Origin of the sequence: Curtobacterium sp. VKM Ac-2922, from assembly GCF_022815645.1 — a bacterium.
Classification (GTDB): Bacteria; Actinomycetota; Actinomycetes; order Actinomycetales; family Microbacteriaceae; genus Curtobacterium.
The window spans coordinates 125,977-149,159 of record NZ_JALGRO010000005.1; the positions used below are offsets into that span (position 1 = coordinate 125,977).

The window sequence follows — 23,183 nt, forward strand, 5'->3', positions numbered from 1 at the left end:
CTGGTCAGAATGGCGACGTGACTCGTTCCCCCGCTGTCCCCGACCCGGCACCCGCGCCGATCCGCACCGACATCCAGGTCCTCCGTGCGCTCGCAGCGGCCCTGGTGGTCGGGTACCACGCTCATGCGGTGTTCCTGCGCGGGGGGTTCGTCGGCGTCGACGTGTTCTTCGTCATCTCCGGCTACGTGGTCGCGGTGACGCTCGTGCGCGAGCGCGCCGCGACGGGCGGCATCGACGTCCTGGCCTTCGCCCGCCGTCGCGTCGAACGGCTGCTGCCCGCCGCGGTCGTCGTCGTGGCCGCCACGCTCCTGGTCGCCCGGGCGCGGTTGCCGCTCCTCGACTTCCCCGCGACCCTGTGGGACGGTGTCGCCTCGCTCCTGGGGGTCGAGAACCTCGTGCTCACCGGACGTGGAACCGACTACCTGGCGGGCGAGCAGATCGGGCTGTTCGAGCAGTTCTGGTCGCTCGGCGTCGAGACCCAGTTCTTCGTCGCGCTGCCGGTCGTGCTGCTCGCGGTGCGGACCCGGGCCGGGTCGATCGTCGTGCTGTCGCTGCTCGTGGTCGCCTCGTTCGTCGTGGGGACGGTCACGGCCCCGGACGTCGCGTACCTGTCACCGACCACCCGTGCGTGGGAGTTCGGTGTCGGCGTGCTGATCGCCGTGATCGCCGCGGGCAGGGCGGTGCCCGTGCCCCGTCCGGTCGGTGCCGGGTTGCGGGTGGTCGGTCTCGGCGCGGTCCTCGGCGCGGCGGTGCTCGTCGACGAGTCCGCGCCCTTCCCCGTCCCCTGGGCGGTCGTCCCCGTCCTCGGCGCTGCGCTCCTCGTGGTCCCGCTGCGACCGCTCCGCACGACCCGGCGTGCCGGCTCGGTCCCGCGCAGCGGCGTTCTGCGGCTGCTCGGCGACATGTCCTACTCGGTGTACCTCTGGCACTGGCCCGTGCTCGCCTTCCCCGAGGTTGCACGGTCGGTGCCCCTCGCCGGACTCGAGCTCGCCGCCGCCCTGACGGCCGTGCTCGTGGTGTCGTGGGCCACGTTCGTGGTGGTCGAGACCCGGTTCCGTCGGTGGCTGACCCGACGATCCCCGGGCCTGGTGGCCGGCGTGTGCGTCGGCATGGTCGGCGTCGTCGTGGCATCGGCGACGGTGGCACTCCCCGGACGCCTCGCCGATCCCCGGCAGATCCCCGCACCGACCGCGCGAGACGTCCTCGCGGGGCCACACGGTTCCGCGGTCGTCCCGGCGAACGCCCGACCCGGTCTGGCGCAGGCGTCGGCAGACCTGCCGTCCGTCTACGCAGACGGGTGTGTGACACCGCTGACGGCCGGTGCCGACGACGTGCGCACGTGCTCGTTCGGCAGCCGGCGGGGATCCGCGGGCACGGTGGTGCTCTTCGGGGACTCGCACGCCGCGCAGTGGGCGTCACCGCTCCGACGGATCGCGCACGACCGGGGCCTGCGGCTGGTGGTCCTGGTCCGTGCGGCCTGTCCGCCCATGGACTTCGCCGTGGTGAACGCCCAGCTGCGCCGGCGGTACGCCGCGTGCGAAGGATGGCGCCGACGGGCCCTCGACCGCATCGAGCAGATCCGCCCACAGCAGGTCGTGATCGGCGAAGCGACCTCCCGGTACGTCGGACAGCAGGTCGCGCACACCTCGTTCGCTGCTGCATGGTCTGCGGGCGCGCGCCGGACGCTCGACCGGATGGGGACCGCCCGGGTGTCCGTGCTGCAGGACACCCCGTCGTGGTCCGCCCCGCCCAACGCGTGCTTGTCCGACCACGTCGACGCGGCGGAGCGATGTGCCTCACCGCGCGACGCCGTGCTCGATGCTGCGTCCCGGCGGCGCGTTTCGCGGCTGCGCGACGACCATCCGCACGTCGATGTCGTCGACCCCGTCCCGTGGGTGTGCGGGACGTCGTGCAGCCCCGTCCTGTGGAACGTCGTCGTGTACCGGGATGCCTCGCACCTGACGGACGCCGTCGCGCGGCTCCTCCGACCGCAACTCGACGCTGCGCTGCCGGTGGAGTTGTAGTATATTCAATGTCATGTGGGATATGAACGAGACAGGTGCCCGGATCCTCGTCACGGGTGGTGCCGGGTACATCGGCTCCCACGTGGTCCGGCTCCTCCGGCAGCGGGGTGACCACGTCGTCATCGTCGACGACCTCTCCACCGGCCGGATCGACCGCGTCGCTGGTGTCCCCTTCGTCCTGCTCGACGTGTCCGCCCCCGGCGCGCGTGAGCGTCTGGTCGAGGTGATGCTCGAGCACCGCGTCACGCACGTCGTGCACTTCGCGGCGATGAAGCAGGTGGGCGAGTCGATGCGGCAGCCCACGGCGTACTTCGACCGCAACGTCGGCGGGCTCACGAACCTCCTGGCGGCGATGCGCCTGGTCGACTGCACCCAGCTCGTGTTCTCGTCCTCCGCAGCCGTCTACGGCGACGTCGACGACACCACGGTCCACGAAGACGCGCCCCTCCGGCCGACCAACCCCTACGGGCAGTCCAAGCTCGTCGGCGAGTGGATGACGGCGAACGCCGCGATGGCCGACGGCTTCCGCGTCGCGAACCTGCGGTACTTCAACGTCGCAGGGACCGGCTGGGACGACCTGGCCGACGAGGGACGATCGAACCTCGTGCCCATCGTCGTGGACGCCGTCGACGCGGGGGCCCTGGTGCCGGTGTTCGGCACCGACTGGGCAACGCCGGACGGCACCTGCGTCCGCGACTACATCCACGTGCTCGACCTCGCCACCGCGCACATCGCCGCCCTCGACTGGTTGTCGTCCCGTCGGCCAGGGGCCACGGCGTTCAACCTCGGGACGGGCAGCGGGGCATCGGTGCTCGACGTCGTCGCCGCGGTCGGGCAGGCGAGCGGCCGCTCGGCGACGGCGACCGATGCCGGACGACGTGCCGGTGACCCTGCTGCCGTGGTCGCCGACCCGACGCGCGCAGCGCTGCTGCTCGGCTGGCACGCCGAGCACGACCTCGCCGACATCGCGCGTTCCGCGTGGTCCGCCCGCGTCCGTCGACTCGATGCGGTGCTCGCGGCATGACCGGCCTCCACCTGCCACTGTCGCACCGCCGGGCGTCGACGACGGCCAGTCCGTCGCGCCCCGGCGCCCGGCTCCGATCACTGCGGGGAAAGCGTGCGGCCGACCTGGTCGGTGCTGCGCTCCTGCTGGCGATCGTCGCGCCGCTGTTCGCGCTCATCGCCGGGGTTGTGCTGGTCACACAGGGGCGGCCGGTGTTCTTCCGACAGCGTCGGATCGGCCTGGGCGGTGCGCACTTCACGATGCTGAAGTTCCGGTCCATGCGGCACGACGTCGACGGCGCCGGGATCGCCAGCGACCACATGCGGGTCACGAAGGTCGGCCAGTTCCTCCGGGCAACGAGTCTCGACGAACTGCCGAACCTGGTGAACGTGCTCCGCGGGGACATGAGCATCATCGGGCCACGCCCGCAGCTCGAGGGCCTCATCCGGAACCACTCCGACGACCGGCACCTGCGTCGACACGACGTCCGCCCCGGGATATCCGGGCTCGCGCAGGTCAACGGCCGCAACGACCTCGACTTCCGGTCGCGCTTCGAGTTCGACGTCGAGTACGTCGACGCCTGTTCGATGCGCCTCGATGCCGCGATCCTCGTGCGGACCCTGCCCGCGGTGCTGTCCCGTCGGGGCAGCTCGGCCTGCACGGCCGCTCCTGCGGCGGCGAGCCGGCGTGCTGCATCGACCGCGTCCGTCGCGGTTCCCGAAGCAGAGCACCGTCGGCGTCCGGTCGTCATCTGACCCGGACCGGGCGTGGACGCCCGCCCCACGTCGGGGTGACGACGAGAACGGCCCGTGGTGCGCGCACCACGGGCCGTTCTCGTTGCACTCAGCGCGGGGGTCTGCGACCGAGGCGCCGACGACCGTTGTCCCGTGCAGTCCGGTAGAACGCTGCGCACCGGGCCCACACGACCTCTCGCGAGAAGTCGTCCTCGACGCGGCGGAGCGCGCGCTCGCGCAGTGCAGCTCGCAGCGCGGCGTCACCGAGCACTTCCTCGAGTGCCGCTGCTGTCCGCACGACGTCCCGGACGGGCACGACCATGCCGGTGGATCGGTCGTCGACGACGTCGCCCAGTCCGGTGCAGTCGCTGACGATCGTCGGCACACCGGCAGCCCAGGCCTCGAGCAGCACGGTGGACAGCCCCTCACGGAAGGACGGGATGCAGAACGCGTCGAACGCGGTGTAGTACTCAGCGGGGTCCGGCACGTTGCCCGTGCACGTGACCCACGGTTCGGCCAGCAGCCGGCGGACGTCGTCGTCGAGCGCGTCGATGCCCTCGTCGGGACCGATCATCGCCAGCCGGATCGGGAGGCCGTGGTCGCGAGCGCGCGCCACGGCACGGACGAGGACCTCGACGCCCTTGTCGCGGGTGATCCGGCCGACGTACCCGACGACGAGTTCGTCCGGCCCGGCGTCGAGTGCGGTCCGCATCCGCCGCCGCACGGCGGGGTCGGCACTGAGTCGGCGCGCGCGGGCGGTGTCGATGCCGACGACGGAGCCCGATCCGAGGACCGTCATGTCGGCGACGGGGAGCCCGAGTTCCGCGCATCGGCGGCGGACGCCGTGGCTGACCGCGATCGTGCTGGTCGACAGCAGGAGCGCCAGTCGCTCGGTGGCCAACAGCAGCTGCCGTGCGACTCCGGTCGTCGTCTCGAGTCGCAGGCCGTGGAGCACCTGGACGCGCGCGGGTACCCGTGTGCAGACGGCGGCGATGCCCGCGAGCAAGGTCGCCTTGGGTGTTCCGTAGACGACGAGTTCAGGACGCAGGCGCCGCATGAGCCGGATGAGCTCGAGCAGCGCTCGGACGTCCTCGGCGGGCGACGGGTCGCGTGAGAGCGGGAGGGCGTGGGCCTGCACTCCCTCGCGGCGACTGACCTCCGCCAGGCGGCCGTGATCGCCGGACGCGATGTGGACGGGAGCGAGATCGGTCGTCGACAGGGCGCGGAGCTGGTCACGGAGGACGACGTCCAGGCTGAAGTCGGACGTCTTGACGATCAGCGTCCCCGAGCGGCGGCTCATCGGTCCGCCCCGGCCGCGATCGAGGACGCGTAGCCCGGACGTCGCAGGCCCAGGTGGCGGGCGGTCTGGCCGGCGGTCCAGACCAGGTCACGGGCCGCCTGCGTCGACCTGGATCGGCCGAGGGACCGCGCGAGTGCACGGCGCGATCGTCCGACGACCTGGGCCGACCTGCCGAACGGGTTCGTCTGCCTGCTGTGCATCCCGTCGTGGACGCGGTACCGCACCAGCCGTTCCGACGTGTTCTCCAGCGCGCCGACCCGACTGAGGCGGAGCCAGAGGTCGTAGTCCTGCATGCGGAGGCATCGTTCGTCGTACCCACCCACGGCACGGAGCGCTGCCGCGTCGAGCAGCATCGCGGAGTGGACGAAGACGTTCCGCCGCAGCAGGTGTGCAGCCATGCCGGGGCCCGTGGGCACCTCGAGTTCGCCGATCACGGCGTCGTCGCCGTCGATGAGCAGCGCAGCGCTCCCGACACCGATCAGGTCCGGGCGTGCGGTGAGTGTGCCGAGTTGCCGTTCCAGGCGCTCGGGCTCCGCCACGTCGTCGGCGTCGAGACGCGCGATGTACGGCGCCGCGCTGGCTGCCAGCCCGGCGTTGAGCGCGGCGGGGGTCCCCTGGTGCGTCGGCAGGCGGAGGACCCGGACGCGATCGTCCGGGTGGTCCCAGCCGTCGTTGCCGACGCCGTCGAGGACCAGGACGACCTCGATGTCCTGCAGCGTCTGCGTCAGGAGCGACTGCAGCGCGGTGCGGAGATGGAGGTCGAGTCGGACGGCGGGTACGACCACGGACACTGCCGGGCCCGTGCCGTGCCGCGGAGGCGGAGCGCTGAGGTCGTCGGATTTCGTCATGTACAGTATTGTATATCAACTGCTAGGATGTTGGAACACGAGAACGGAGACGATCATGGCCGGAGCCAGACGAATCACGATCCGCGTCGTCCGCCTCCTCCTGGTCGTGGCACCGGCGCTGAGCGGGCGAGCGGGGCAGTTCGTCGCACTCGCGACCCTCGCGCTGGTCCTGTCGCCGGCGGGCTACGGCAGGTTCGTGGCGATGCAGACCCTGCTGCTCGGAGTCGCCAGCGTCCTCGGGTCGACGACGAGCGCGATGACCAACGCGGCGGCTGCCAGGACGACCCAGCGACGCTCGACCGACCTGCTCCCACTCGTCCGCGTCCTCGTGCTCGCTCGGTGGCGGACCTTCCTCGTCAATGCCTGCTGCGCTGCGGTGGTCCTCCCGATCGGCGTCGCAGCCCTCGGCCTGGGGCTGCGCAGCGATGAGATCGTCGCCCTGATCGTGCTCGGTGCCCTCAGCGGCGTGCTGCCGGTGGCCGAGGGGATCACCGCGGTCGTCGTCGGGCGCGGCAAGCCCCTCGTCGGATCGGTGGTGGACGCGGGTCGCGCTGTCGGATCGAGCGCGGGTGCCTTCGTCGGCGCCGTCGTCCTCGGGCCGATCGGCGGCGTCGCCGGGATGCTCGTGCTGGACGTCGTCGGAGTGCTCGGCGTGCTCGTCGCCCTGCGGGTGATGCCCCGGCCGACCGGATCCGATGTGCTCGTCGTCGACCGCGAGCACGACCACGACCTCCGCTCCGGTGGCGTCGTGGCCGGGATCAGCGCGAACGTCCTCGGGCAGATCGCGAACTGGGCGGTCCTGTGGGGGATCAGCGCCGTCGGTGGCGCGGTCGGACTCGGTGTCTACGGTGTTGCGAGCCGCTTCGCGTCGGTCACGACCGTCGCACCGGTCGTCCTGGGGCGGGCTGTCGTCGGCGAGCTGGCCGCCCCCCGGCCCGGCCAGAACCACTGGACCGCGCGGTCCTACGTCACCGTCGTGACGGTCCTGTCGGTCGTCTCGTCCGCGGCTGCACTGGCGCTGCTCGTGTTCGTGTTCCCCGGACTCGTCCGCTCCTACGACGGCCTCGTCGCCGTCACCGTGGCGGTCCTGGTCGCCGCATGTCTGCGGGCCGTGCTCATCAGCGTCGGCAACGTGTGTGTCGCACGGCGCCGTTGGGGAACCTGGGTGAGCGCGGACGTCGCCGCGATGCTCACGGTGCTCGGCGGCCTCGTGGTGTGCGCTGCCACCGGGGGAGACGTCGTCCAGATCGTCGTGGTCGCCGCTGCGGGATCCGCGGTCGGCGTGGCCGTCAGGCTGGTGGGCCTCGCTCGCCCCGCTCGGCGAGCCGCTGGGAGCCTCGCATGACGCGCGCACCGATCCCCGCTCCCGTCGTGGCGAGTCGACGGGTGATCCACTGGGCCATCCGTGCCGTTGCGCTGAGCGCCGTGCTGGCGTCACTGGTCATCGCCGCGACGACCGGGGGAGACGCGGGCGTCCTGACCCTGCCGGTCCTGGTCGAAGCCGTCCTGGTCGTCGTCGCGCTCGAGGTCGCTCGTGCGTCTCGCGAGGAACTGCGTGTCGACGCACTGACCCTCTTCACCGCGTGGGAGACGATGCGCGGCTGTGTCACGCCCGTGATCATCCAGTACCTCGGCAACGGGAACGCGTTCTACTACCGCCTGGGGACCTACGCCGACACGGAGCTCGTGCTCTGGCTGGCGGTCCTGTTCTTCGTCGTCGTGATCGCCACGCGCCTGTCGGCGTCGATCGTCGGTTCGGCCGCCCGGGGCTCCGATCCGGTCGCGCTCCGCGTCTCCGGACTCGGCGCCTCCCGCATCTCGAGCTGGGTGCTCATCGGCCTGGGGGCAGTCGGGCTCGTCATCCGGTTCCCGTCGCCCGGGGCCGTCACCGGGTTCCTGTCCGGCGCGATCGAACAGCTCCAGGGCACCGGCGAGGGCGCGAGCTCCGGGATCCCGTTGATCGGCATGGTGCTCCGGCCGATGCTGTTCGTCGGCCTGGTCCTGCTCGCGCGCGACCGTCGGCGAGCCGGGCGTTCGGTCCTCCCCGTCGTTCCGTTCCTCGTCGTTGCGGTCGTCTTCGGGCTGGCGTCGTACGGGCTCAACCGTGCAACGGTCGCCTACGCGATCATCGGGATGGTCTTCGTCTTCGCCGAGCGTGCGGCCGGGGCGCTCCGGGGACGACACCTCGCCGGCCTGCTGGGCCTGCTGACCGCGTTCTTCGTGCTCGTCGGCACGCTGCGTTCCAGCCTGTGGGTGACCCGCACCGGGCTCGACGCGCCCACCCTGCAGCTCGTCCCGGTCCTGCAGTCCGTGATCCCGTACTTCGGCACCCCGATGCAACTCGCCGCAGCGATACCGCCGGTCCGGGTCTCGGACCCCTTCGGGATGACGAGCTTCGTCCTGTCGGTGCTGTCTCCGATCCCGGGCGCCCCCGATGCGGCCCGGACCGCCTCGAGCACCGCCCTGTACAACAACATCGTCTACCACAGCTTCGTCGGCAAGGACCAGCTCCTGCCGACGTGGTTCGAGGGCTTCCTGTGCTTCGGCGTGATCGGTGTGATCGGGTGCGGGCTCGTCGTCGGGGTGCTCTTGGCCGTCAGCGACCTGTGGCGTCGGCGGACCTCGACCGTGCTCGGTTCCTACGCTGCGGCGCTGTTCGTCCTGTGGGTCGCGCAGGCCGGCGTCACGTCCTTCAACGTCATCGAGCAGAACGTCATCTACTTCATCGTCCCACCACTGGCGCTGTCCGCCGGAGCCGCGCTCTGGCCAGGACGCCGATCTGAAAGGCAGCTCGCATGAAGATCCTCATGCTCTCCGGCATCTTCGCCCAGTCCGATGCGTACCGTGCGTCCCACATGGCGGAGACCCCGGACAGCCTCCTCGCTGACGCGCTCGCCGACGCCGGGGTCGACATCACCACGGCGGCTCCGACCTTCCGCGGCGACTGGGCGTCCTTCGACGTCGTGCACCTGAACCACCTCACCAACGCTTGTCTGCGGTCGATCGTCGAGCCACGGACGCGTGTCGTGTTCACCCACCACACGAGCGGGTGGAAGCCGTGGCACCACCGGATGGTCCGGAACGCGACCGAACGGCGGGCTGACCGTGTCGTCGTCTTCACGGACGACGAGCGGCGTCGCCTGGGCCGGCGTGTCCCGGACCGGAAGATCGAGGTCATCCGCAGTGCCCTCGCGGTCGAGCGGTTCACCACGACGACGCGGGCCCGACCGCGGCCCGGGCAGGTCTGGGACCTGCTCTACGTCGGTCAGCTGGTCGAGTTCAAGCGCGTGCACCTGGCGCTCGAACTCCTTCGTCGGCTCCGCGACGCCGGACAACCGGCTCGGCTGCGGATCATCTCGCACCGCGAGACGCTCCGTCCCGAGCTCGAGACCGCGGCTCGGCGTCTCGGGGTCCACGAGGACGTCCACTACCTCGGCACACGCACCCGCGACGAGATCGGCACCGAGATGGCGTCGTCGCACTTCCTCGTGTTGCCCTCGCATCGCGAAGCGCTCTCCACCGTGACCAGCGAGGCGGCCGTGTCGGGGCTGCCGGTCCTGCTGTTCGACGTGAGCGGTGCGGACGAACAGGTCCCACCAGGGTGGGAACTCCCACCGATCCACGACACGACGCGGTGGTCGGACCTGGCGCTCCGCCGCATGGCCGACTACGAGCGCGTCGCTGCGGCGTGGGCGGCCAACGCCCCGACCGTTCGCGGGCGCCTGTCCATCGACAGGGCGGTCGCCGAACACGTCGACATGTACCGACGCATCCTCACGCGCTGATCGCGCCGCAACTCCTCACCTCCCCGCATCCCCACTGACCTCGAGAAGGACCCGATGGACTTCCACCTGCTCATGACCCTGCTGCGCCGCGGCTGGCTGATCATCCTCGTCGCGACGCTCGCCGGCATCGGCGCTGGCGCCGCGCTCGTCGCCACCACCACGCCGCAGTACCGGGCATCCACGTCGCTGTACGTGTCGGTGAAGGGTGGCAACACCTCGACCGACCTGGTGCAGGGCGGCAGCGCTGCCGAACAGAAGGTGCAGACGTTCGCCAGCGTGGCCCGGAGCGCGCTCGTCCTGCAGCCGGTGATCGACGAGCTCGGGCTCCACACCGGCGTGGTGGATCTCGCACGGCAGGTCGAGGCACAGTCGCCGATCGACAGCGTGCTCGTCACGATCGCCGTGACGGACACCTCCGCCGAACGTTCTGCGGCCATCGCGAACGCCGTGGCCGCCCAGCTCCGCCACGTGGTCACGGACCGCTTGGAGAAGCCCGACCCCCAGGGCCAGAGCCCGTTCGCCATCGAGACGATCCAGCCGGCGATCGCGCCGAGCACGCCGGCATCTCCGCGTCTGCTCGTGAACCTCGTCGGGGGCGGCGCCGTGGGACTCCTCGCCGGACTCGCGATCGCAGCGCTCCGACTGACGCTCGACGTCCGGCTCCGTGACCGTGACGAAGTCGAACGCATCGCCAGTGCGCCGGTGATCGGGTCGATCGCATTCGATCGTGGTGTCCGCGAGCAGCCGCTCGTCGTGCACGCCCACGGCGCGGACCCGCGCGCCGAGGAGTTCCGCCGCCTCCGGACCAACCTGCAGTTCCTCGAGGCCGGTCGTGCGACGAAGAGCTTCCTCGTCACGTCGTCGGTGGCCAACGAGGGCAAGAGCACGACGGCTGCCAACCTGGCGATCTCGCTCGCCCAGAACGGTGCCCGAGTCGCCCTGGTGGACGCGGATCTCCGCCGTCCGCGCATCGCGTCGCTCATGGGCCTCGAGGGGCAGGCCGGACTGTCCGACGTCCTTATCGGACGGGTCGAGCTCGAAGACGCCCTGCAGCCGTGGGGTCGCGACGACCTCGTCATGCTGCCGTCGGGCCAGATCCCCCCGAACCCGGCGGAACTGCTCGGCACCCTCGGCATGAAGGCCGTCCTGCACGAGCTGGAAGAGGCCTTCGACATCGTCATCATCGATGCACCGCCGATGCTGCCCGTGACCGACGCGGCCATCCTGGGTCGCGTCGTCGGAGGGACACTGTTGGTGGCCTCCATGGCCGGGACCTCGCGGAAGCACCTCGCGCGAGCCGCTGCGTCACTCCGCGACTCCGGCGTCGAGCCGATCGGGTCCATCCTGACCATGGTCCGCACCGTGCGCGCCGATCGCCAGCTCTACACCTACGAGCAGCGTGCGGGTACCGCGGCCGATGCCGCGTCCGAGACGCTCGCCGGGCGGCATTCGGACCCAGCCGCGCCGGTGGTCACCCGCTGACCTGAGCGGATCCGGAACGAGCGATGCCTCGAGCCCCACGTCTCCGGACGTGGGGCTCGAGGCATCGCTCTTGTGTGGCTGGAGCCGTTGCATGTCCGGAGGCCCCCCGACCGGAAGGGCGAGCAGGAAACGCACACGTCATGAGCGGCACCACCGTCGGTGCCGTCGTCACGGACGCGGGTGCCGCCCCAGGCCAGCGCCCGACAGCACCGCAGCGGGCCCGGCGGACGGGGTCCGTTGCGGTGACGGGTCTTCGGGACAACAGGGCGAGCGTCGCCACCCGTCGACCTGATCGTCCGGCAGCGTCGCCGGCAAGGAGGCCCGGGGCAGGTTCCATCCGTCCGGCCTGACCCCGTCGTCGCGACCGACCGGCTCGCCCCGAGTGGCGTGGGGAACGCCGACACCGGCGCTGGCGGGCCTCGGACCGGTCGCGTTCCGCTGCGAGCGCGACCCGGCGGTGCACGACGAAAACGCCGATCGCCCCCGGCATGGGCCGGGGGCGATCGACGTTCCGCGCGGTGGAGACGCGCGCTCAGGACCGCGTGTTCGCGGTCGTCAGTGCTTCTGGGCGATGGGCAGGACCTTGTTCCCCGAGCCCATCTCGGTGTGCTTGGGCTCGTCGCCGTCGTAGTAGATGGTGTTGTCCGAGCCGACCGTGGTGATCGTGGTGGCAGCGGAGACCGTGATCGCGTTCTTGGAGCCCTCGACGGTCAGCTCGCGGGAGTCCCCGAGCGTCAGGGTGTTGCCCGACCCGAGGACGTCGACGAAGTCGCAGCCCGAGGCCTTGGTGGTCTTGTCGCTCGCGCCGATCGACTGCACCCCGTCGGCACAGGCGGAGTTGACCGAGGCCGGATCGGCCTTCGTGCTCGGCGTCGATGACGCGGATGGTGACGGCGTGCCGGACTTCGTGGTCGTGTTGTTGGTGGTGCAGCCCGTCAGGGCGAGGGCGGCGAGGGCCGTCGCGGTGGCTGCGATCAGGATGCGCTTCTTCATGGTGCTCTCCGGGTTGCGGGTCGTTCTGGTCGGTGGTGGTCGTGCTGCAGGCGCCGTCCTGGAAAGGACCAGGACGGCGCAGTGCGGTTTGGTGTGGCGCGGTGTGGCGCGGTGTCGAGCCGGGCGGTCACGGTCGCGACCGCCCGGCTCTGGTGGCGTCAGTTCAGGCTGAGCGACTTCGTGTCGGTCATGCCGTCGCCGTCGGCCTGGTCGATCGTGATGTCGTAGTGACCGGAACCGATCGTCTTCTTGAGCGACCAGTGCCCGTCGTTCTGCACGACGACCGAGGGCGAGACGCTGGTGAAGTTGGTCACCTTGAGCGTCACCGTGCGGCCCGGGGTGCCGGTGCCGGTGAACTCGACCCATTCGCCCTTGTAGCCCGTGGTGTTCGTCTTCGGCGAGGTGACGTCGAAGGGCAGGACGACCGGCGCGTTGGCCGGGTTGATGGTCAGCGACTTGCTGCCGTTGGCCGTCGCGCCGTCCTTCTGGGTGACGGTGATCTTGTACTCGCCGGTGCCGGTGTGCTTGTTGACGGACCAGGTGCCGTCGTTCTTGACGGTGGTGGTGACGTCGACGCTCTGGAAGTTGTCGACGTGGATGGTGACCTGCTGGCCGGCCGAGCCCTTGCCCGAGAAGGTGGTGTCCTCGCCCTTGTGGTCCGAACCGTCGACCGGTGCGTCGACCGAGAACGGGTTGTTGATCGGCGCGGCGGACGGGTTGACGGTCAGCGACTTGCTGCCGTTGGCCGTTGCGCCGTTCTTCTGGGTGACGGTGAGCTTGTACTCGCCGACACCGGTGTGCTTGACGACGGACCAGGTGCCGTTGTTCTTGACGGTGGTGGTGACGTCGACGCTCGGGAAGTTGTCGACGTGGACCGTGACCTGCTGGCCAGCCGAGCCCTTGCCGGAGAAGACGGTGTCCTCGCCCTTGTGGTCGGAGCCGTCCATCGGTGCGTCGACCGAGAACGGGTTGTTGATCGGCGCAGCGGACGGGTTGATGGTCAGCGACTTGCTGCCGTTGGCCGTGCCGTTGTCGGTCTGGGTGATGGTGAACTTGTACTCGCCGGTGCCGGTGTACTTGTTCACGTCCCAGGTGCCGTCCTGCTTCACCGTGGTGGTGACGTCCGCGGTCGCGAAGTTGTCGACGTGCAGGGTGATCTTCTGGCCAGCCGAGCCCTTGCCCGAGAAGCGCGTGTTCTCGCCCTTGTGCTCGGAGCCGTCGATCGGTGCGTCGACGGAGAACGGGTTGTTCACTCCCGAGTTGTCTGCGGTGATGGTGACCGGCGACTTGCCGGTGACCGTGAAGTCGCCTGCGTTCGTCTTGCCCGACGCCGTGAAGTCGAGGTCCTGCTGGTCGTCCTTCGCATTGGCGGGCGCGGCAACGTTCACCTTCCACTGCAGCTCGCTGCCGGCGGCGATCTTCGCGCCGTCGACGTCGGTGATCGTGCCGCGGAACAGGGAGCCGCTCGCCATGACCGAGCCCGACACGGTGAAGGTCTTGTCGTCTGACCAGGCGTCGCTGGCCGACGCACGGTACTTGCCCGTCAGCGTGGTCTGCCCGGCGGTGAAGGTGGTGCCGGACGGGGCCTTCGCCTCGACGGTGGTGTTCGTCAGCTTCGTCACCGCGGCATCGGCCTTCATGCCGAACGCGACGTCCTGCTGCTCGCCGGCCTTGATCGTCGCTGACGAGGCGACGCCCTGGGCGTTGAACCCGCCGTTCTGCTGCTGGCTTCCGGCCAGGGACGCGAAGGAGGGGTCGTCGATCGACGCCTGCTTCAGAGCGACGCGCGACTCCGAGTTGTACTGGTACTTGAAGTCCGGGTCGACTCCAAGGGCGAGACCGTTTGTCATAATGTTCACGAGGGTGCCGTTGGCGTTGAGCCCCCACCCGTAGGCAGCACCCACGGAGGCGTCCGCGCAGACGCTTTCCGTGGAGCTGGCGCTGCCCATGGTCACATAAGGCGTGCTGAACTTTAGTGCCCAGTAACACTGGTTGTGGGCCTCGTTCATCATGGCGTAGCGACCCTTGGTCACTTCGATCAAGTCGACGTACGTGAGCGACCCGTCCGAAGGGAGCTCGTAGAACTTCTTCGAGTACATGAGCTGCGTTCCATCGGGTGCCGTATAAGGCACCGGGTGCGGTGCGATGAAGGTCCCATCGCTCAGCTCGAATGCCAGGGGCATGTGCTTGACGACGGGCGGAAGGTCGGCGGCATCGGCGGCCGGGCCGAAGGCCATGCCACTCAGGACGGTCGCCGTGATGAGGGCACTCGCGCCCAGCACCTTCGGCAGTCGGTTCTTGGTGATCTTCATGAGGGGGTCTGATGCTCTCTCGTGATGTGGCCTCGAAACCGGGGCCAGGACAGGTGTATTCAACATATCATGTGAAATGCCAGAACTCAAATACCGCTCCGACCTGGGAGTTGCGTCTGATCGACGCAAGTTTCCGCTCCGGAAGTTGACGCGCCTCCCGTCCGGAGTAGAGTTGAGCCCATCGGACGCAAGTCCGGCAGACTTCAGCACCACGCATCCAACAGAAGGAGCAACACCACATGGGACGTGCAGTAGGCATCGACCTCGGAACCACCAACTCGGTCGTCAGCGTGCTCGAGGGTGGCGAGCCCACCGTCATCGCGAACGCCGAGGGCCTGCGCACCACGCCGTCGATCGTCGCCTTCACCAAGGACGGCGAGGTGCTGGTCGGCGAGACCGCCAAGCGCCAGGCCGTCACGAACGTCGACCGCACGATCGCCAGTGTCAAGCGCCACATCGGCACCGACTGGACGACCGACATCGACGGCAAGAAGTACACGCCGCAGGAGATCTCGGCCCGGACCCTCGGCAAGCTCAAGCGCGACGCCGAGCAGTACCTGGGCGAAGACGTCACCGACGCGGTCATCACCGTGCCGGCGTACTTCAACGACGCCGAGCGTCAGGCCACCAAGGACGCCGGTGAGATCGCCGGCCTCAACGTCCTGCGCATCATCAACGAGCCGACCGCGGCCGCGCTGGCCTACGGGCTCGACAAGGGCAAGGAAGACGAGCTCATCCTGGTCTTCGACCTGGGTGGTGGAACCTTCGACGTCTCACTGCTCGAGGTGGGCAAGGACGACGACTTCTCGACCATCCAGGTCCGTGCGACCTCGGGTGACAACCGCCTCGGTGGTGACGACTGGGACCAGCGCATCGTCGACCACCTGATCAAGAAGTTCAAGGACGAGCACGGCGTCGACCTGTCCACGGACAAGATCGCCAAGCAGCGCCTCAAGGAAGCCGCCGAGCAGGCCAAGAAGGAACTGTCGAGCCAGATGAGCGCCAGCATCCAGCTGCCGTACCTCACGCTGACCGCCGACGGCCCCCTGAACCTCGACGAGACCATCTCGCGCGCCCAGTTCGAGCAGATGACCTCGGACCTGCTCGACCGCACGAAGAAGCCCTTCAACGACGTCATCAAGGAAGCGGGCGTGTCCGTCAACGACATCGCGCACGTGGTCCTGGTCGGTGGCTCGACCCGCATGCCCGCCGTGGCCGAGGTCGTCAAGCAACTGACCGGCGGAAAGTCCCCGAACCAGGGCGTCAACCCGGACGAGGTCGTCGCCGTCGGCGCCGCCCTGCAGGCGGGTGTCCTGAAGGGCGAGCGCAAGGACGTCCTGCTCATCGACGTCACGCCGCTCTCGCTCGGCATCGAGACCAAGGGCGGCCTGATGACGAAGCTCATCGACCGCAACACCGCGATCCCGACCAAGCGCAGCGAGACCTTCACGACCGCTGACGACAACCAGCCGTCGGTCGCGATCCAGGTCTTCCAGGGCGAGCGCGAGTTCACCCGCGACAACAAGCCGCTCGGCACGTTCGAGCTCACCGGCATCGCGCCGGCTCCCCGTGGCGTGCCGCAGGTCGAGGTCACCTTCGACATCGACGCGAACGGCATCGTGCACGTGTCCGCCAAGGACAAGGGCACCGGCAAGGAGCAGTCGATGGTCATCTCCGGCGGCTCGTCGCTGCCGAAGGAGGACATCGAGCGCATGGTCCGCGAAGCCGAGGAGCACGCGGCCGAGGACAAGGCCCGTCGTGAGGCGAACGAGCGTCGCAACCAGGCCGAGCAGCTCGTCTACTCGATCGAGAAGCTCATCAAGGAGAACGACGACAAGCTCCCCGCGGACGTCAAGTCCGAGGTGCAGGGCGACGTCGACGCGCTGAAGTCCGCCCTGGCGGGCGAGGACGATGACGCGGTCAAGACCGCCTTCGACAAGCTCAACGAGTCGCAGGGCAAGCTCGGCCAGGCCATCTACTCGCAGCAGGACGCGGGCGCCGCGGCCGGTGGCGAGCAGCCGAACGCCGAGCAGCCGGCTGACGACGAGGACATCGTCGACGCCGAGGTCGTGGACGACGAGGACGACAAGGACAAGAAGTAACGATGACGGACTCCACGAACGACGACAACGTCGAGAACAACGAGGAGCCCCAGGTCGAGGGGGACGCCACGAACGCGGCCGAGCCCGAGGACCTGATCGAGGCCGAGGGGCCGGACGTCGAGGTCCCGACGGACGCCCCGGCGGGCGGCGAGCAGGACCTGTCCCCCGAGGACGAGGCACTGCTGGCCGACGCCGCACGCGGCATGGCGGAGGACAAGCTCAGCGCTGCCGACCGCGACCTGGTCGCCGAGATGCGCGCGGACATGCTCCGTGCGCAGGCCGAGCTGGTGAACTTCCGCAAGCGCGTCGAGCGTGACCGTGAAGCCAACCGCGAGGTCGCGATCGCCGAGGTCGTCCGGGCACTCCTGCCGGCGCTCGACGACCTGACCCGGGCCGAGGCCCACGGCGATCTGAACGAGGGCCCCATGCAGGTCATCGGGCAGAAGATCCGCGGCGGCTTCGACAAGTTCAAGCTCGTGCAGATCGGCGAGAAGGGCGAGCCCTTCGACCCGACCGTGCACGAGGCGATCGTGCAGCTCCCGACCCCGGGCGCCACCGGCCAGACCGTGGCGGACGTCGTCGAGCCGGGCTACAAGCTCGGTGAGCGTGTCCTGCGTGCGGCCAAGGTCGCGGTGGCGGTCCCGGCCTGAGCCGGGACGGAAGGTAGGTACCAGTGGCCAGTCAGGACTGGTTCGACAAGGACTTCTACGCGGTCCTCGGTGTCGACAAGAAGGCGTCCGAGGCCGACCTGAAGAAGACCTACCGGAAGCTCGCGCGGCAGTACCACCCGGACTCCAACCCGGGTGACGCTGCCGCCGAGGCCAGGTTCAAGGAGATCAGCGAGGCGTACTCGGTGCTGTCCGACAAGGACCAGCGCGCCGAGTACGACCAGGTCCGTGCCATGGGCTCGGGCGCTCGCTTCACGGCGGGCGGCCCGGGCCAGGGCGGCGGATTCGAGGACGTCTTCGGCGGGATGTTCGGCCAGCAGGGCGGTGGCGGACAGCGTGTCCGCTTCGGCCAGGGCGGTGCCGGCGGCTTCGAGGACATCCTGGGCGGGATGTTCGGCGGCGGTGCTGGCTTCGGCCAGTCCTCCGGCGGGTACCGCGGCTTCGGTGGTCCGACGAAGGGGCGCGACGTCACCGCGACGACGACGCTCGACTTCGCCACGGCGATCGCCGGCGACACGGTCAAGCTCGCGCAGGGCAACGGCCGGCCGGTGAACGTCCGGATCCCCGCGGGGGTCGCGGACGGTCAGAAGATCCGGCTGCGGGGCCGCGGCGAACCGAGCCCGGACGGCGGCGACGCTGGTGACCTGGTGGTCGCGGTGCACGTCCGCAAGCACCCGGTCTTCGAGCGCGACGGGCAGCACCTGCGCGTGGACGTCCCCGTGACGTTCGTCGAGGCAGCGCTCGGCGCCACCATCCAGGTCCCGACGCTCGGCGGCGAGCCCGTCAAGCTGCGGGTCGCTCCGGGCACGCCCTCTGGTCGCGTCCTGCGCGTCAAGGGCCGCGGCGTCACGACCAAGACCGGCACGGGCGACCTGCTGGCGACGGTCCAGGTCGCGGTGCCGTCGCACCTGTCCGACAAGGCGAAGGAAGCGGTCGAGGCGCTCGCCGCGGCCCTGCCCGACGAGGACCCGCGCGAGGACCTGCTCGCCAAGGCGCGCGGCTAGCGTCGCGCACCACATGCACCAGACCCGGCCAGGAGGCCCGGCGCGGCTCCGTCAGGAAGCCGCACCGGGCCTCCAGGCTGGTCGCAGACCACGCGGACGACGGAAGGGACCCACGCCATGACCGACATGGACGAGAACTCGCCCGTCTTCGCGATCGCGGTCGCCGCGGAGCTGGCGGAGATGCACCCGCAGACGCTCCGGCAGTACGACCGGCTCGGCCTGGTCGTGCCGGGGCGCACCCGCGGCGGCTCGCGTCGGTACTCGATGCGCGACGTCGTACAGCTGCGCGAGATCGCGCGGCTGGGCTCCGAGGGCGTGTCGCTCGAGGGGATCCGCCGCGTGCTCGAGCTCGAGAACGAGAACAAGCAGCTGCGTGACCGGGTCCGCGAACTCGAGACGGCCCTGGCAGACCAGCTGATCAACCGTCCCGGCGCCCGGGTGTTCGCGGCCACGGCGAGCGGTGCCGCGGTGTCGCTGCGTGCGGGCTCGCGTCCGGAGCGCAACACGCAGATCGTGCTCTGGCGACCACCGCACTGACGTCATGACGAAGGCCCCCTGCCGTGATCGGCAGGGGGCCTTCGCCATGCGGTCGCTCGGACTACGCCGGGACGTAGTCGAACGTGTCCGGGTCCGGGCCGGTGCGGTGGCCCTTGTCGAGCGTGGTGATGTCGGTCATGTCCTCGTCGGAGAGCTCGAAGTCGAAGATCGCGAAGTTCTCCTCGACGCGCGAGCGGGTCACCGACTTCGGGAACACGATGTCGCCGCGCTGGATGTGCCAACGGAGCACGACCTGCGCCGGGGTCTTGCCGACGTTGCCGGCGATGCGCGTGATGGTCTCGTCGTCGAGCACCAGGCCCTGGGCGATCGGGGACCAGGCCTCGGTCGCGATGCCGAGCTCGCGGTTGTGGGCGCGGAGCTCGTCCTGGGTCAGGTACGGGTGCACCTCGATCTGGTTGACCGACGGCGTGATGGTCGTCTCGGCCTTGAGGCGGTTGAGGTGGTGCGCCTGGAAGTTCGAGACGCCGATCGAGCGGGCGGTGCCGCCGCGGTACAGCTCCTCCATCGCCTTCCACGTGGGGACGAAGTCCGTCACGGTGGGCAGCGGCCAGTGGATGAGGAAGAGGTCCGTGTACCCGCCGAGCAGCTCGGCCGACTTCTTGCCGTTCTCGAGCGCTGCCTCGGGGTCGTGGAAGCCGTTGTTGAGCTTCGAGGTCACGAAGATCTCGGAGCGGTCGATGCCGGACTCGGCGATCGCCTCGCCGACCTCTTTCTCGTTGCCGTACATCTCGGCGGTGTCGATGTGGCGGTAGCCGACCTCGAGGGCCGCGAGCGTCGCCGCCTTGGTCTCCGAGGGGTCGATCTGGAACACACCGAAGCCGAGCTGCGGGATGGTCTTGCCGTCGTTGAGTGTGATGTTCGGAACGGTCATGACCCCAGACAACCAGCGGACGTCCGAGCGGCGTTCCGGCAACACTCAGCGAACGGGGTTCACGCGAGCGACGCGCGGATGTACGCCGCCAGGGCCTCGCCGTACGCCATGGCCGGGTCGGCGGACGCGAAGGTCCGGTCGGCGCCCGAGATCGTCGCCGTCACGGTGTACACGACGCGGTCCCCGTTCGACACACGGGTCAGCCCGATGAACGACGGGCCGAGCAGGTCACGCAGCTGGTCCTCGCGCGGCAGCCAGAGCGACTCGGCGGCGGTCACCGAGTCGAGTGCCCACTCGGTGGTGCCGTTGAAGCCCAGGATCGTGCCCGACGGGTGGTCGTGCCGTTCGACGGTCATCTCCGACACGGTGTAGACGTCGTCGTCGACCCCGGGCTTGTCGATGACGAAGCGGTCGCCCGTTGCGGGGTTCCAACGGAGTCCGGCATCACGGAGGGTCTTGGCGAGTTCGACGGTGATCACCCCACCAACCTGCCACCAACGCCGCCCGCACGTGTTCCCGATGGCAACCCGTACTAGCATCACGGAGCACCCACGCGCGCGGATCGTCCTGGTACGTTCCGCGCGCGCGACGCGACGCTGCCCGGACCACCGGTGCCGTGCCTCCAGGCCGCAGACCGGCCACGGCACCACCGACGGCCGGGCCCCGACCGCGGCGGACCCCGGGGCGCTCCGCCGAAGAGAAGGACCGCTATGACCCTCGACCGCGAGGAACTCCAGGGCGACTGGACCGTGTCGATCGGCGACGACTCCGCGCCCGCCGGTGCACCGGCGGCGGTGTTGGCCGCCCTGCGCGGACCGGGCATCAGCGCGACGGTGCCGGGGCAGGTGCACACCGACCTGCAGCGCGAGGGGCTGCTGCCCGACCCCGCCTTCGACCGGAACGAGCCGTCGGCCGCATGGGTCGGTCGCGCGGACTGGACCTACCGTCGACAGCTCGACGTCGACCCGCGCGGACACGAACGCGTCGACCTGGTCTGCGACGGACTCGACACCGTCGCCGAGCTGAGCCTGGACGGCGTGGTCGTCGGGACCACGCGCAACATGCACCGCCGCTACCGCTTCGACCTGCTGAACCGCATCGGCGGGAGCGGCGACGACGACCGGACGCTCGAGATCCTGTTCGAGTCGCCGTACCGCGAAGCAGGCCGCGTCGCTGCCCGCGCGGGCGCGATGCCCGGACCGTACGACGAGCCGTTCCCCTACGTGCGCAAGATGGCGTCGAACTTCGGCTGGGACTGGGGCCTGACCGCGGTCACGAGCGGACCGTGGCGCGACGTCGCGATCGAGCGCTGGTCCACCGCCCGACTGCGCGACGTCCGGCCGCTGGTCGACGTCGAGGCGGGCGAGGGGGTCCTCGACGCCCACATCGCGTTCGAGCGCTCGGGCGCGAACGACCTGGACCAGGACGGTGAGGACGACGACCTGGTGCTCGTGGTGACCGTGGCGGGGGAGACCGCCGAGGGCACGACGACCCGGCAGCGCTCGCGCGCGCAGGTCACGCCGAAGGAGGACGAGACCGTCGTCACGGTGCGGATCCCCGACGCGCGGCTCTGGTGGCCCCGCGGGTACGGCGAGCAGCCCCTGTACGACGTCTTCGTCGAGCTGCAGACGGTCGAGGGCGAGGTGCTCGACCGGCAGACGTTCCGCACCGGGTTCCGGTCCACGCGGATCGACACCACCAAGGACGACACCGGGCGGCCCTTCGACATCCACGTCAACGGCACGCTGATCGACGTGCGCGGGGTGAACTGGATCCCGGACGACGTCATCGTCTCGCGGGTCGACCGCGCCCGCTACCAGGACCGGCTCGCCGCGGCGGCGTCGCTCAACACGAACCTGGTCCGCGTGTGGGGTGGCGGCGTGTACGAGTCGCACGACTTCTACGAGGTCTGCGACGAACTCGGACTGCTGGTGTGGCAGGACTTCCCGTTCGCGTGCTCGGCCTACCCGGAGATCGAACCGCTCCGCAGCGAGGTCGTGGCCGAGGCGCGGGACAACGTCGCGCGGCTGTCGCGGCACCCGTCGCTGGTGCTGTGGAACGGCAACAACGAGAACATCTGGCTGCACGACGCCGACGGCTGGGCGAAGGACCTGGGCGACCGCGGCTGGGGGCTCGACTACTACCTCGACCTGCTGCCGACGATCGTCGACGCGGTCGACCCGTCGCGCTTCTACACGGTGGCGTCGCCGTGGTCCGGGTCGGAGTCGCTGTTCGCGAACGACGTCGACAACGAGACACACCACTCGTGGGACGTCTGGAACCGGCTGTCCGACGACCACTACCGCGACTCGGTGCCGCGGTTCGTGTCCGAGTTCGGCTGGCAGGCGCCGCCCGCCTGGCGCACCCTGCGCGACGCCGTGTCCGACGACCCGATGACGCCGACGTCGCCCGGAGTCGTGCACCACCAGAAGGCCGCGGACGGCATGGCGAAGCTCGCCCGCGGGCTCGAGCCCCGGTTCGGCACCGGCTGGGACACCGACCTGGACCGGTGGCACTACCTGACGCAGCTGCAGCAGGCCCGCGCGATCGCCACGGGGGTCGAGCACTGGCGGACCCACTGGCCGCGGAACACCGGCGTGATCGTGTGGCAGCTGAACGACCTGTGGCCGGTGTCGTCGTGGTCGGCGATCGACTCGGCGGGGCGGCTGAAGCCGCTGGCGCACGAGCTGCGCCGCCTGTACGACGACGTGCTGCTGACGATCCGACCGGCGTCGCGGGTGTCGGTCGCGACCGGTCGGGCGCCTGCGGACAGCGCCGGACGGCCAGGAGGCTCGGACCAGACCACCGCGTCGCTGCCGGTCCCCGAGACGGTCGGGTCCGGTGCCGCGGACGGCTCCGGCGTCGCAGTCGGGTCCGTTGCCGTGGTCGGGTCCGCCGGCTCCGGTTCGGCGCCGGGTGACACCGCCGTGCTCGACCGCCCGGACGAGGGCACCTCGTCGCCGATCGAGATCGCGGTGCGATCGACGCGCCGCGGTCTGGACAGCGTGGTGCGCGTCCGTCGGGTCGACCTGTCCGGACGGGTGCTGGCCGAGGCCGAGCTGCCGGTCCGGCTGGACAAGGCCGGCGTCGCCGTCGTGCCGCTGCCGGCGGCGGTCGGCGTCGTGGCCGACCCGACGGCCGAGCTCGTCATCGCGGACATGGACTGGCGACGTGCCGTGTGGACGCCGGGACCCGACAAGGACATGCGCTGGGAGCCCGCGCACTACCGGGCGGCGTTCTCGCCGGCTGCGGACGGCGACGGGCTCGACCTGGTGGTGGAGGCGGAGTCGCTCGTGCGCGACCTGCTGCTGCAGCCGGACCGGGTGCAGCCGGGTGGCACGGTCGACCGCGGCTTCATGACCCTGCTGCCGGGGGAGCAGGTGGCCTTCCGCCTGCACGGCGTGACCGAGGCCGACATCCCCTCGCTCACCGGTGCCGCGGTGATGTGGACCCTCGATCGCGTCCTCGACGACCACGTCGATCCTGAATGAGCGGTGTC

General features: G+C 70.2%; 18 protein-coding genes. 12 read left to right on the plus strand and 6 right to left on the minus strand.

The annotated features are described in order from the left end of the window. Positions 1 to 17: 17 nt before the first annotated feature. From MT346_RS18380 to MT346_RS07810, 3 genes are read left to right on the plus strand one after another with little or no spacing between them, the layout of a single operon-like run. Complete coding sequence (locus MT346_RS18380) at positions 18 to 2,024, plus strand: acyltransferase family protein (RefSeq protein ID WP_243562252.1); 2,007 nt, start codon at positions 18 to 20, stop codon at positions 2,022 to 2,024. Positions 2,025 to 2,037: 13 nt separating this feature from the next. Continuing rightward, complete coding sequence (gene galE, locus MT346_RS07805; protein WP_243562253.1) at positions 2,038 to 3,048, plus strand: UDP-glucose 4-epimerase GalE; 1,011 nt, start codon at positions 2,038 to 2,040, stop codon at positions 3,046 to 3,048. Continuing rightward, entirely contained in the window at positions 3,045 to 3,782 is a 738-nt protein-coding gene (locus MT346_RS07810; protein WP_243562254.1) for a sugar transferase, read from the plus strand. Before galE ends, MT346_RS07810 begins: the two co-directional genes overlap by 4 nt. A gap of 88 nt (positions 3,783 to 3,870) precedes the next feature. On the opposite strand, the gene MT346_RS07815 is transcribed toward MT346_RS07810, so the two are convergent. Together MT346_RS07815 and MT346_RS07820 are read right to left on the minus strand one after the other, a co-directional pair. After that, complete coding sequence (locus MT346_RS07815; RefSeq protein WP_243562255.1) at positions 3,871 to 5,061, minus strand: glycosyltransferase; 1,191 nt, start codon at positions 5,059 to 5,061, stop codon at positions 3,871 to 3,873. After that, positions 5,058 to 5,909: a glycosyltransferase gene (locus MT346_RS07820; protein ID WP_243562256.1), complete on the minus strand. Its 852-nt coding sequence runs from the start codon at positions 5,907 to 5,909 to the stop codon at positions 5,058 to 5,060. The genes MT346_RS07815 and MT346_RS07820 overlap by 4 nt, the downstream gene beginning before the upstream one ends. Before the next feature lie 55 nt (positions 5,910 to 5,964). Between MT346_RS07820 and MT346_RS07825 the strand changes: the two genes are divergently transcribed. The 4 genes from MT346_RS07825 to MT346_RS07840 are packed head-to-tail and all read left to right on the plus strand — an operon-like array spanning position 5,965 to position 11,176. Next, positions 5,965 to 7,254 (plus strand): hypothetical protein, encoded by a 1,290-nt coding sequence (locus MT346_RS07825; RefSeq protein ID WP_243562257.1) that lies wholly within the window; start codon positions 5,965 to 5,967, stop codon positions 7,252 to 7,254. Next, on the plus strand, positions 7,251 to 8,708 hold the full coding sequence (locus MT346_RS07830; protein WP_243562259.1) for a hypothetical protein: 1,458 nt from the start codon (positions 7,251 to 7,253) through the stop codon (positions 8,706 to 8,708). The genes MT346_RS07825 and MT346_RS07830 overlap by 4 nt, the downstream gene beginning before the upstream one ends. Beyond that, positions 8,705 to 9,694, plus strand: a complete 990-nt coding sequence (locus MT346_RS07835; RefSeq protein ID WP_243562261.1) for a glycosyltransferase family 4 protein — start codon at positions 8,705 to 8,707, stop codon at positions 9,692 to 9,694. Before MT346_RS07830 ends, MT346_RS07835 begins: the two co-directional genes overlap by 4 nt. A 54-nt stretch (positions 9,695 to 9,748) precedes the next feature. After that, complete coding sequence (locus tag MT346_RS07840) at positions 9,749 to 11,176, plus strand: polysaccharide biosynthesis tyrosine autokinase (protein WP_243562262.1); 1,428 nt, start codon at positions 9,749 to 9,751, stop codon at positions 11,174 to 11,176. A gap of 555 nt (positions 11,177 to 11,731) precedes the next feature. On the opposite strand, the gene MT346_RS07845 is transcribed toward MT346_RS07840, so the two are convergent. Together MT346_RS07845 and MT346_RS07850 are read right to left on the minus strand one after the other, a co-directional pair. Beyond that, positions 11,732 to 12,169 carry a DUF3060 domain-containing protein gene (locus MT346_RS07845; protein ID WP_243562263.1) on the minus strand — a complete coding sequence of 146 codons (438 nt, stop codon included), beginning with the start codon at positions 12,167 to 12,169 and terminating at the stop codon, positions 11,732 to 11,734. Between the two features lie 158 nt (positions 12,170 to 12,327). Next, the gene (locus MT346_RS07850) at positions 12,328 to 14,481 is read right to left on the minus strand and encodes a hypothetical protein (protein WP_243562265.1); all 2,154 of its coding nucleotides are present in this window, start codon (positions 14,479 to 14,481) and stop codon (positions 12,328 to 12,330) included. Between the two features lie 239 nt (positions 14,482 to 14,720). Here MT346_RS07850 and dnaK point away from each other — a divergent pair, with 239 nt between their 5' ends. From dnaK to MT346_RS07870, 4 genes are all read left to right on the plus strand, one after another. Continuing rightward, positions 14,721 to 16,583 (plus strand): molecular chaperone DnaK, encoded by a 1,863-nt coding sequence (gene dnaK / locus MT346_RS07855; RefSeq protein ID WP_243562267.1) that lies wholly within the window; start codon positions 14,721 to 14,723, stop codon positions 16,581 to 16,583. A gap of 2 nt (positions 16,584 to 16,585) precedes the next feature. After that, complete coding sequence (locus MT346_RS07860; protein WP_243562269.1) at positions 16,586 to 17,233, plus strand: nucleotide exchange factor GrpE; 648 nt, start codon at positions 16,586 to 16,588, stop codon at positions 17,231 to 17,233. A gap of 23 nt (positions 17,234 to 17,256) precedes the next feature. Next, on the plus strand, positions 17,257 to 18,255 hold the full coding sequence (locus MT346_RS07865; protein ID WP_243562271.1) for a DnaJ C-terminal domain-containing protein: 999 nt from the start codon (positions 17,257 to 17,259) through the stop codon (positions 18,253 to 18,255). 126 nt (positions 18,256 to 18,381) lie between these two features. After that, positions 18,382 to 18,792 carry a heat shock protein transcriptional repressor HspR gene (locus tag MT346_RS07870; protein WP_243562423.1) on the plus strand — a complete coding sequence of 137 codons (411 nt, stop codon included), beginning with the start codon at positions 18,382 to 18,384 and terminating at the stop codon, positions 18,790 to 18,792. A gap of 61 nt (positions 18,793 to 18,853) precedes the next feature. On the opposite strand, the gene MT346_RS07875 is transcribed toward MT346_RS07870, so the two are convergent. Next, entirely contained in the window at positions 18,854 to 19,684 is an 831-nt protein-coding gene (locus MT346_RS07875; RefSeq protein ID WP_243562272.1) for an aldo/keto reductase, read from the minus strand. Between the two features lie 59 nt (positions 19,685 to 19,743). Continuing rightward, entirely contained in the window at positions 19,744 to 20,163 is a 420-nt protein-coding gene (locus MT346_RS07880) for a pilus assembly protein CpaE (RefSeq protein ID WP_243562273.1), read from the minus strand. A 231-nt stretch (positions 20,164 to 20,394) separates the two neighbouring features. Here MT346_RS07880 and MT346_RS07885 point away from each other — a divergent pair, with 231 nt between their 5' ends. Then, positions 20,395 to 23,175, plus strand: a complete 2,781-nt coding sequence (locus MT346_RS07885; protein WP_243562275.1) for a glycoside hydrolase family 2 protein — start codon at positions 20,395 to 20,397, stop codon at positions 23,173 to 23,175. Positions 23,176 to 23,183: the final 8 nt, after the last annotated feature.

What these genes read in the sequence shown, in the direction of transcription:
- galE (WP_243562253.1), top strand. Translation starts at nt 2,038, where the DNA reads ATGTGGGATATGAACGAGACAGGTGCCCGGATCCTCGTCACGGGTGGT.
- MT346_RS07810 (WP_243562254.1), top strand. Translation starts at nt 3,045, where the DNA reads ATGACCGGCCTCCACCTGCCACTGTCGCACCGCCGGGCGTCGACGACG.
- MT346_RS07815 (WP_243562255.1), bottom strand. Translation starts at nt 5,061, where the DNA reads ATGAGCCGCCGCTCGGGGACGCTGATCGTCAAGACGTCCGACTTCAGC.
- MT346_RS07820 (WP_243562256.1), bottom strand. Translation starts at nt 5,909, where the DNA reads ATGACGAAATCCGACGACCTCAGCGCTCCGCCTCCGCGGCACGGCACG.
- MT346_RS07825 (WP_243562257.1), top strand. Translation starts at nt 5,965, where the DNA reads ATGGCCGGAGCCAGACGAATCACGATCCGCGTCGTCCGCCTCCTCCTG.
- MT346_RS07830 (WP_243562259.1), top strand. Translation starts at nt 7,251, where the DNA reads ATGACGCGCGCACCGATCCCCGCTCCCGTCGTGGCGAGTCGACGGGTG.
- MT346_RS07835 (WP_243562261.1), top strand. Translation starts at nt 8,705, where the DNA reads ATGAAGATCCTCATGCTCTCCGGCATCTTCGCCCAGTCCGATGCGTAC.
- MT346_RS07840 (WP_243562262.1), top strand. Translation starts at nt 9,749, where the DNA reads ATGGACTTCCACCTGCTCATGACCCTGCTGCGCCGCGGCTGGCTGATC.
- MT346_RS07845 (WP_243562263.1), bottom strand. Translation starts at nt 12,169, where the DNA reads ATGAAGAAGCGCATCCTGATCGCAGCCACCGCGACGGCCCTCGCCGCC.
- MT346_RS07850 (WP_243562265.1), bottom strand. Translation starts at nt 14,481, where the DNA reads ATGAAGATCACCAAGAACCGACTGCCGAAGGTGCTGGGCGCGAGTGCC.
- dnaK (WP_243562267.1), top strand. Translation starts at nt 14,721, where the DNA reads ATGGGACGTGCAGTAGGCATCGACCTCGGAACCACCAACTCGGTCGTC.
- MT346_RS07860 (WP_243562269.1), top strand. Translation starts at nt 16,586, where the DNA reads ATGACGGACTCCACGAACGACGACAACGTCGAGAACAACGAGGAGCCC.
- MT346_RS07870 (WP_243562423.1), top strand. Translation starts at nt 18,382, where the DNA reads ATGGACGAGAACTCGCCCGTCTTCGCGATCGCGGTCGCCGCGGAGCTG.
- MT346_RS07875 (WP_243562272.1), bottom strand. Translation starts at nt 19,684, where the DNA reads ATGACCGTTCCGAACATCACACTCAACGACGGCAAGACCATCCCGCAG.
- MT346_RS07885 (WP_243562275.1), top strand. Translation starts at nt 20,395, where the DNA reads ATGACCCTCGACCGCGAGGAACTCCAGGGCGACTGGACCGTGTCGATC.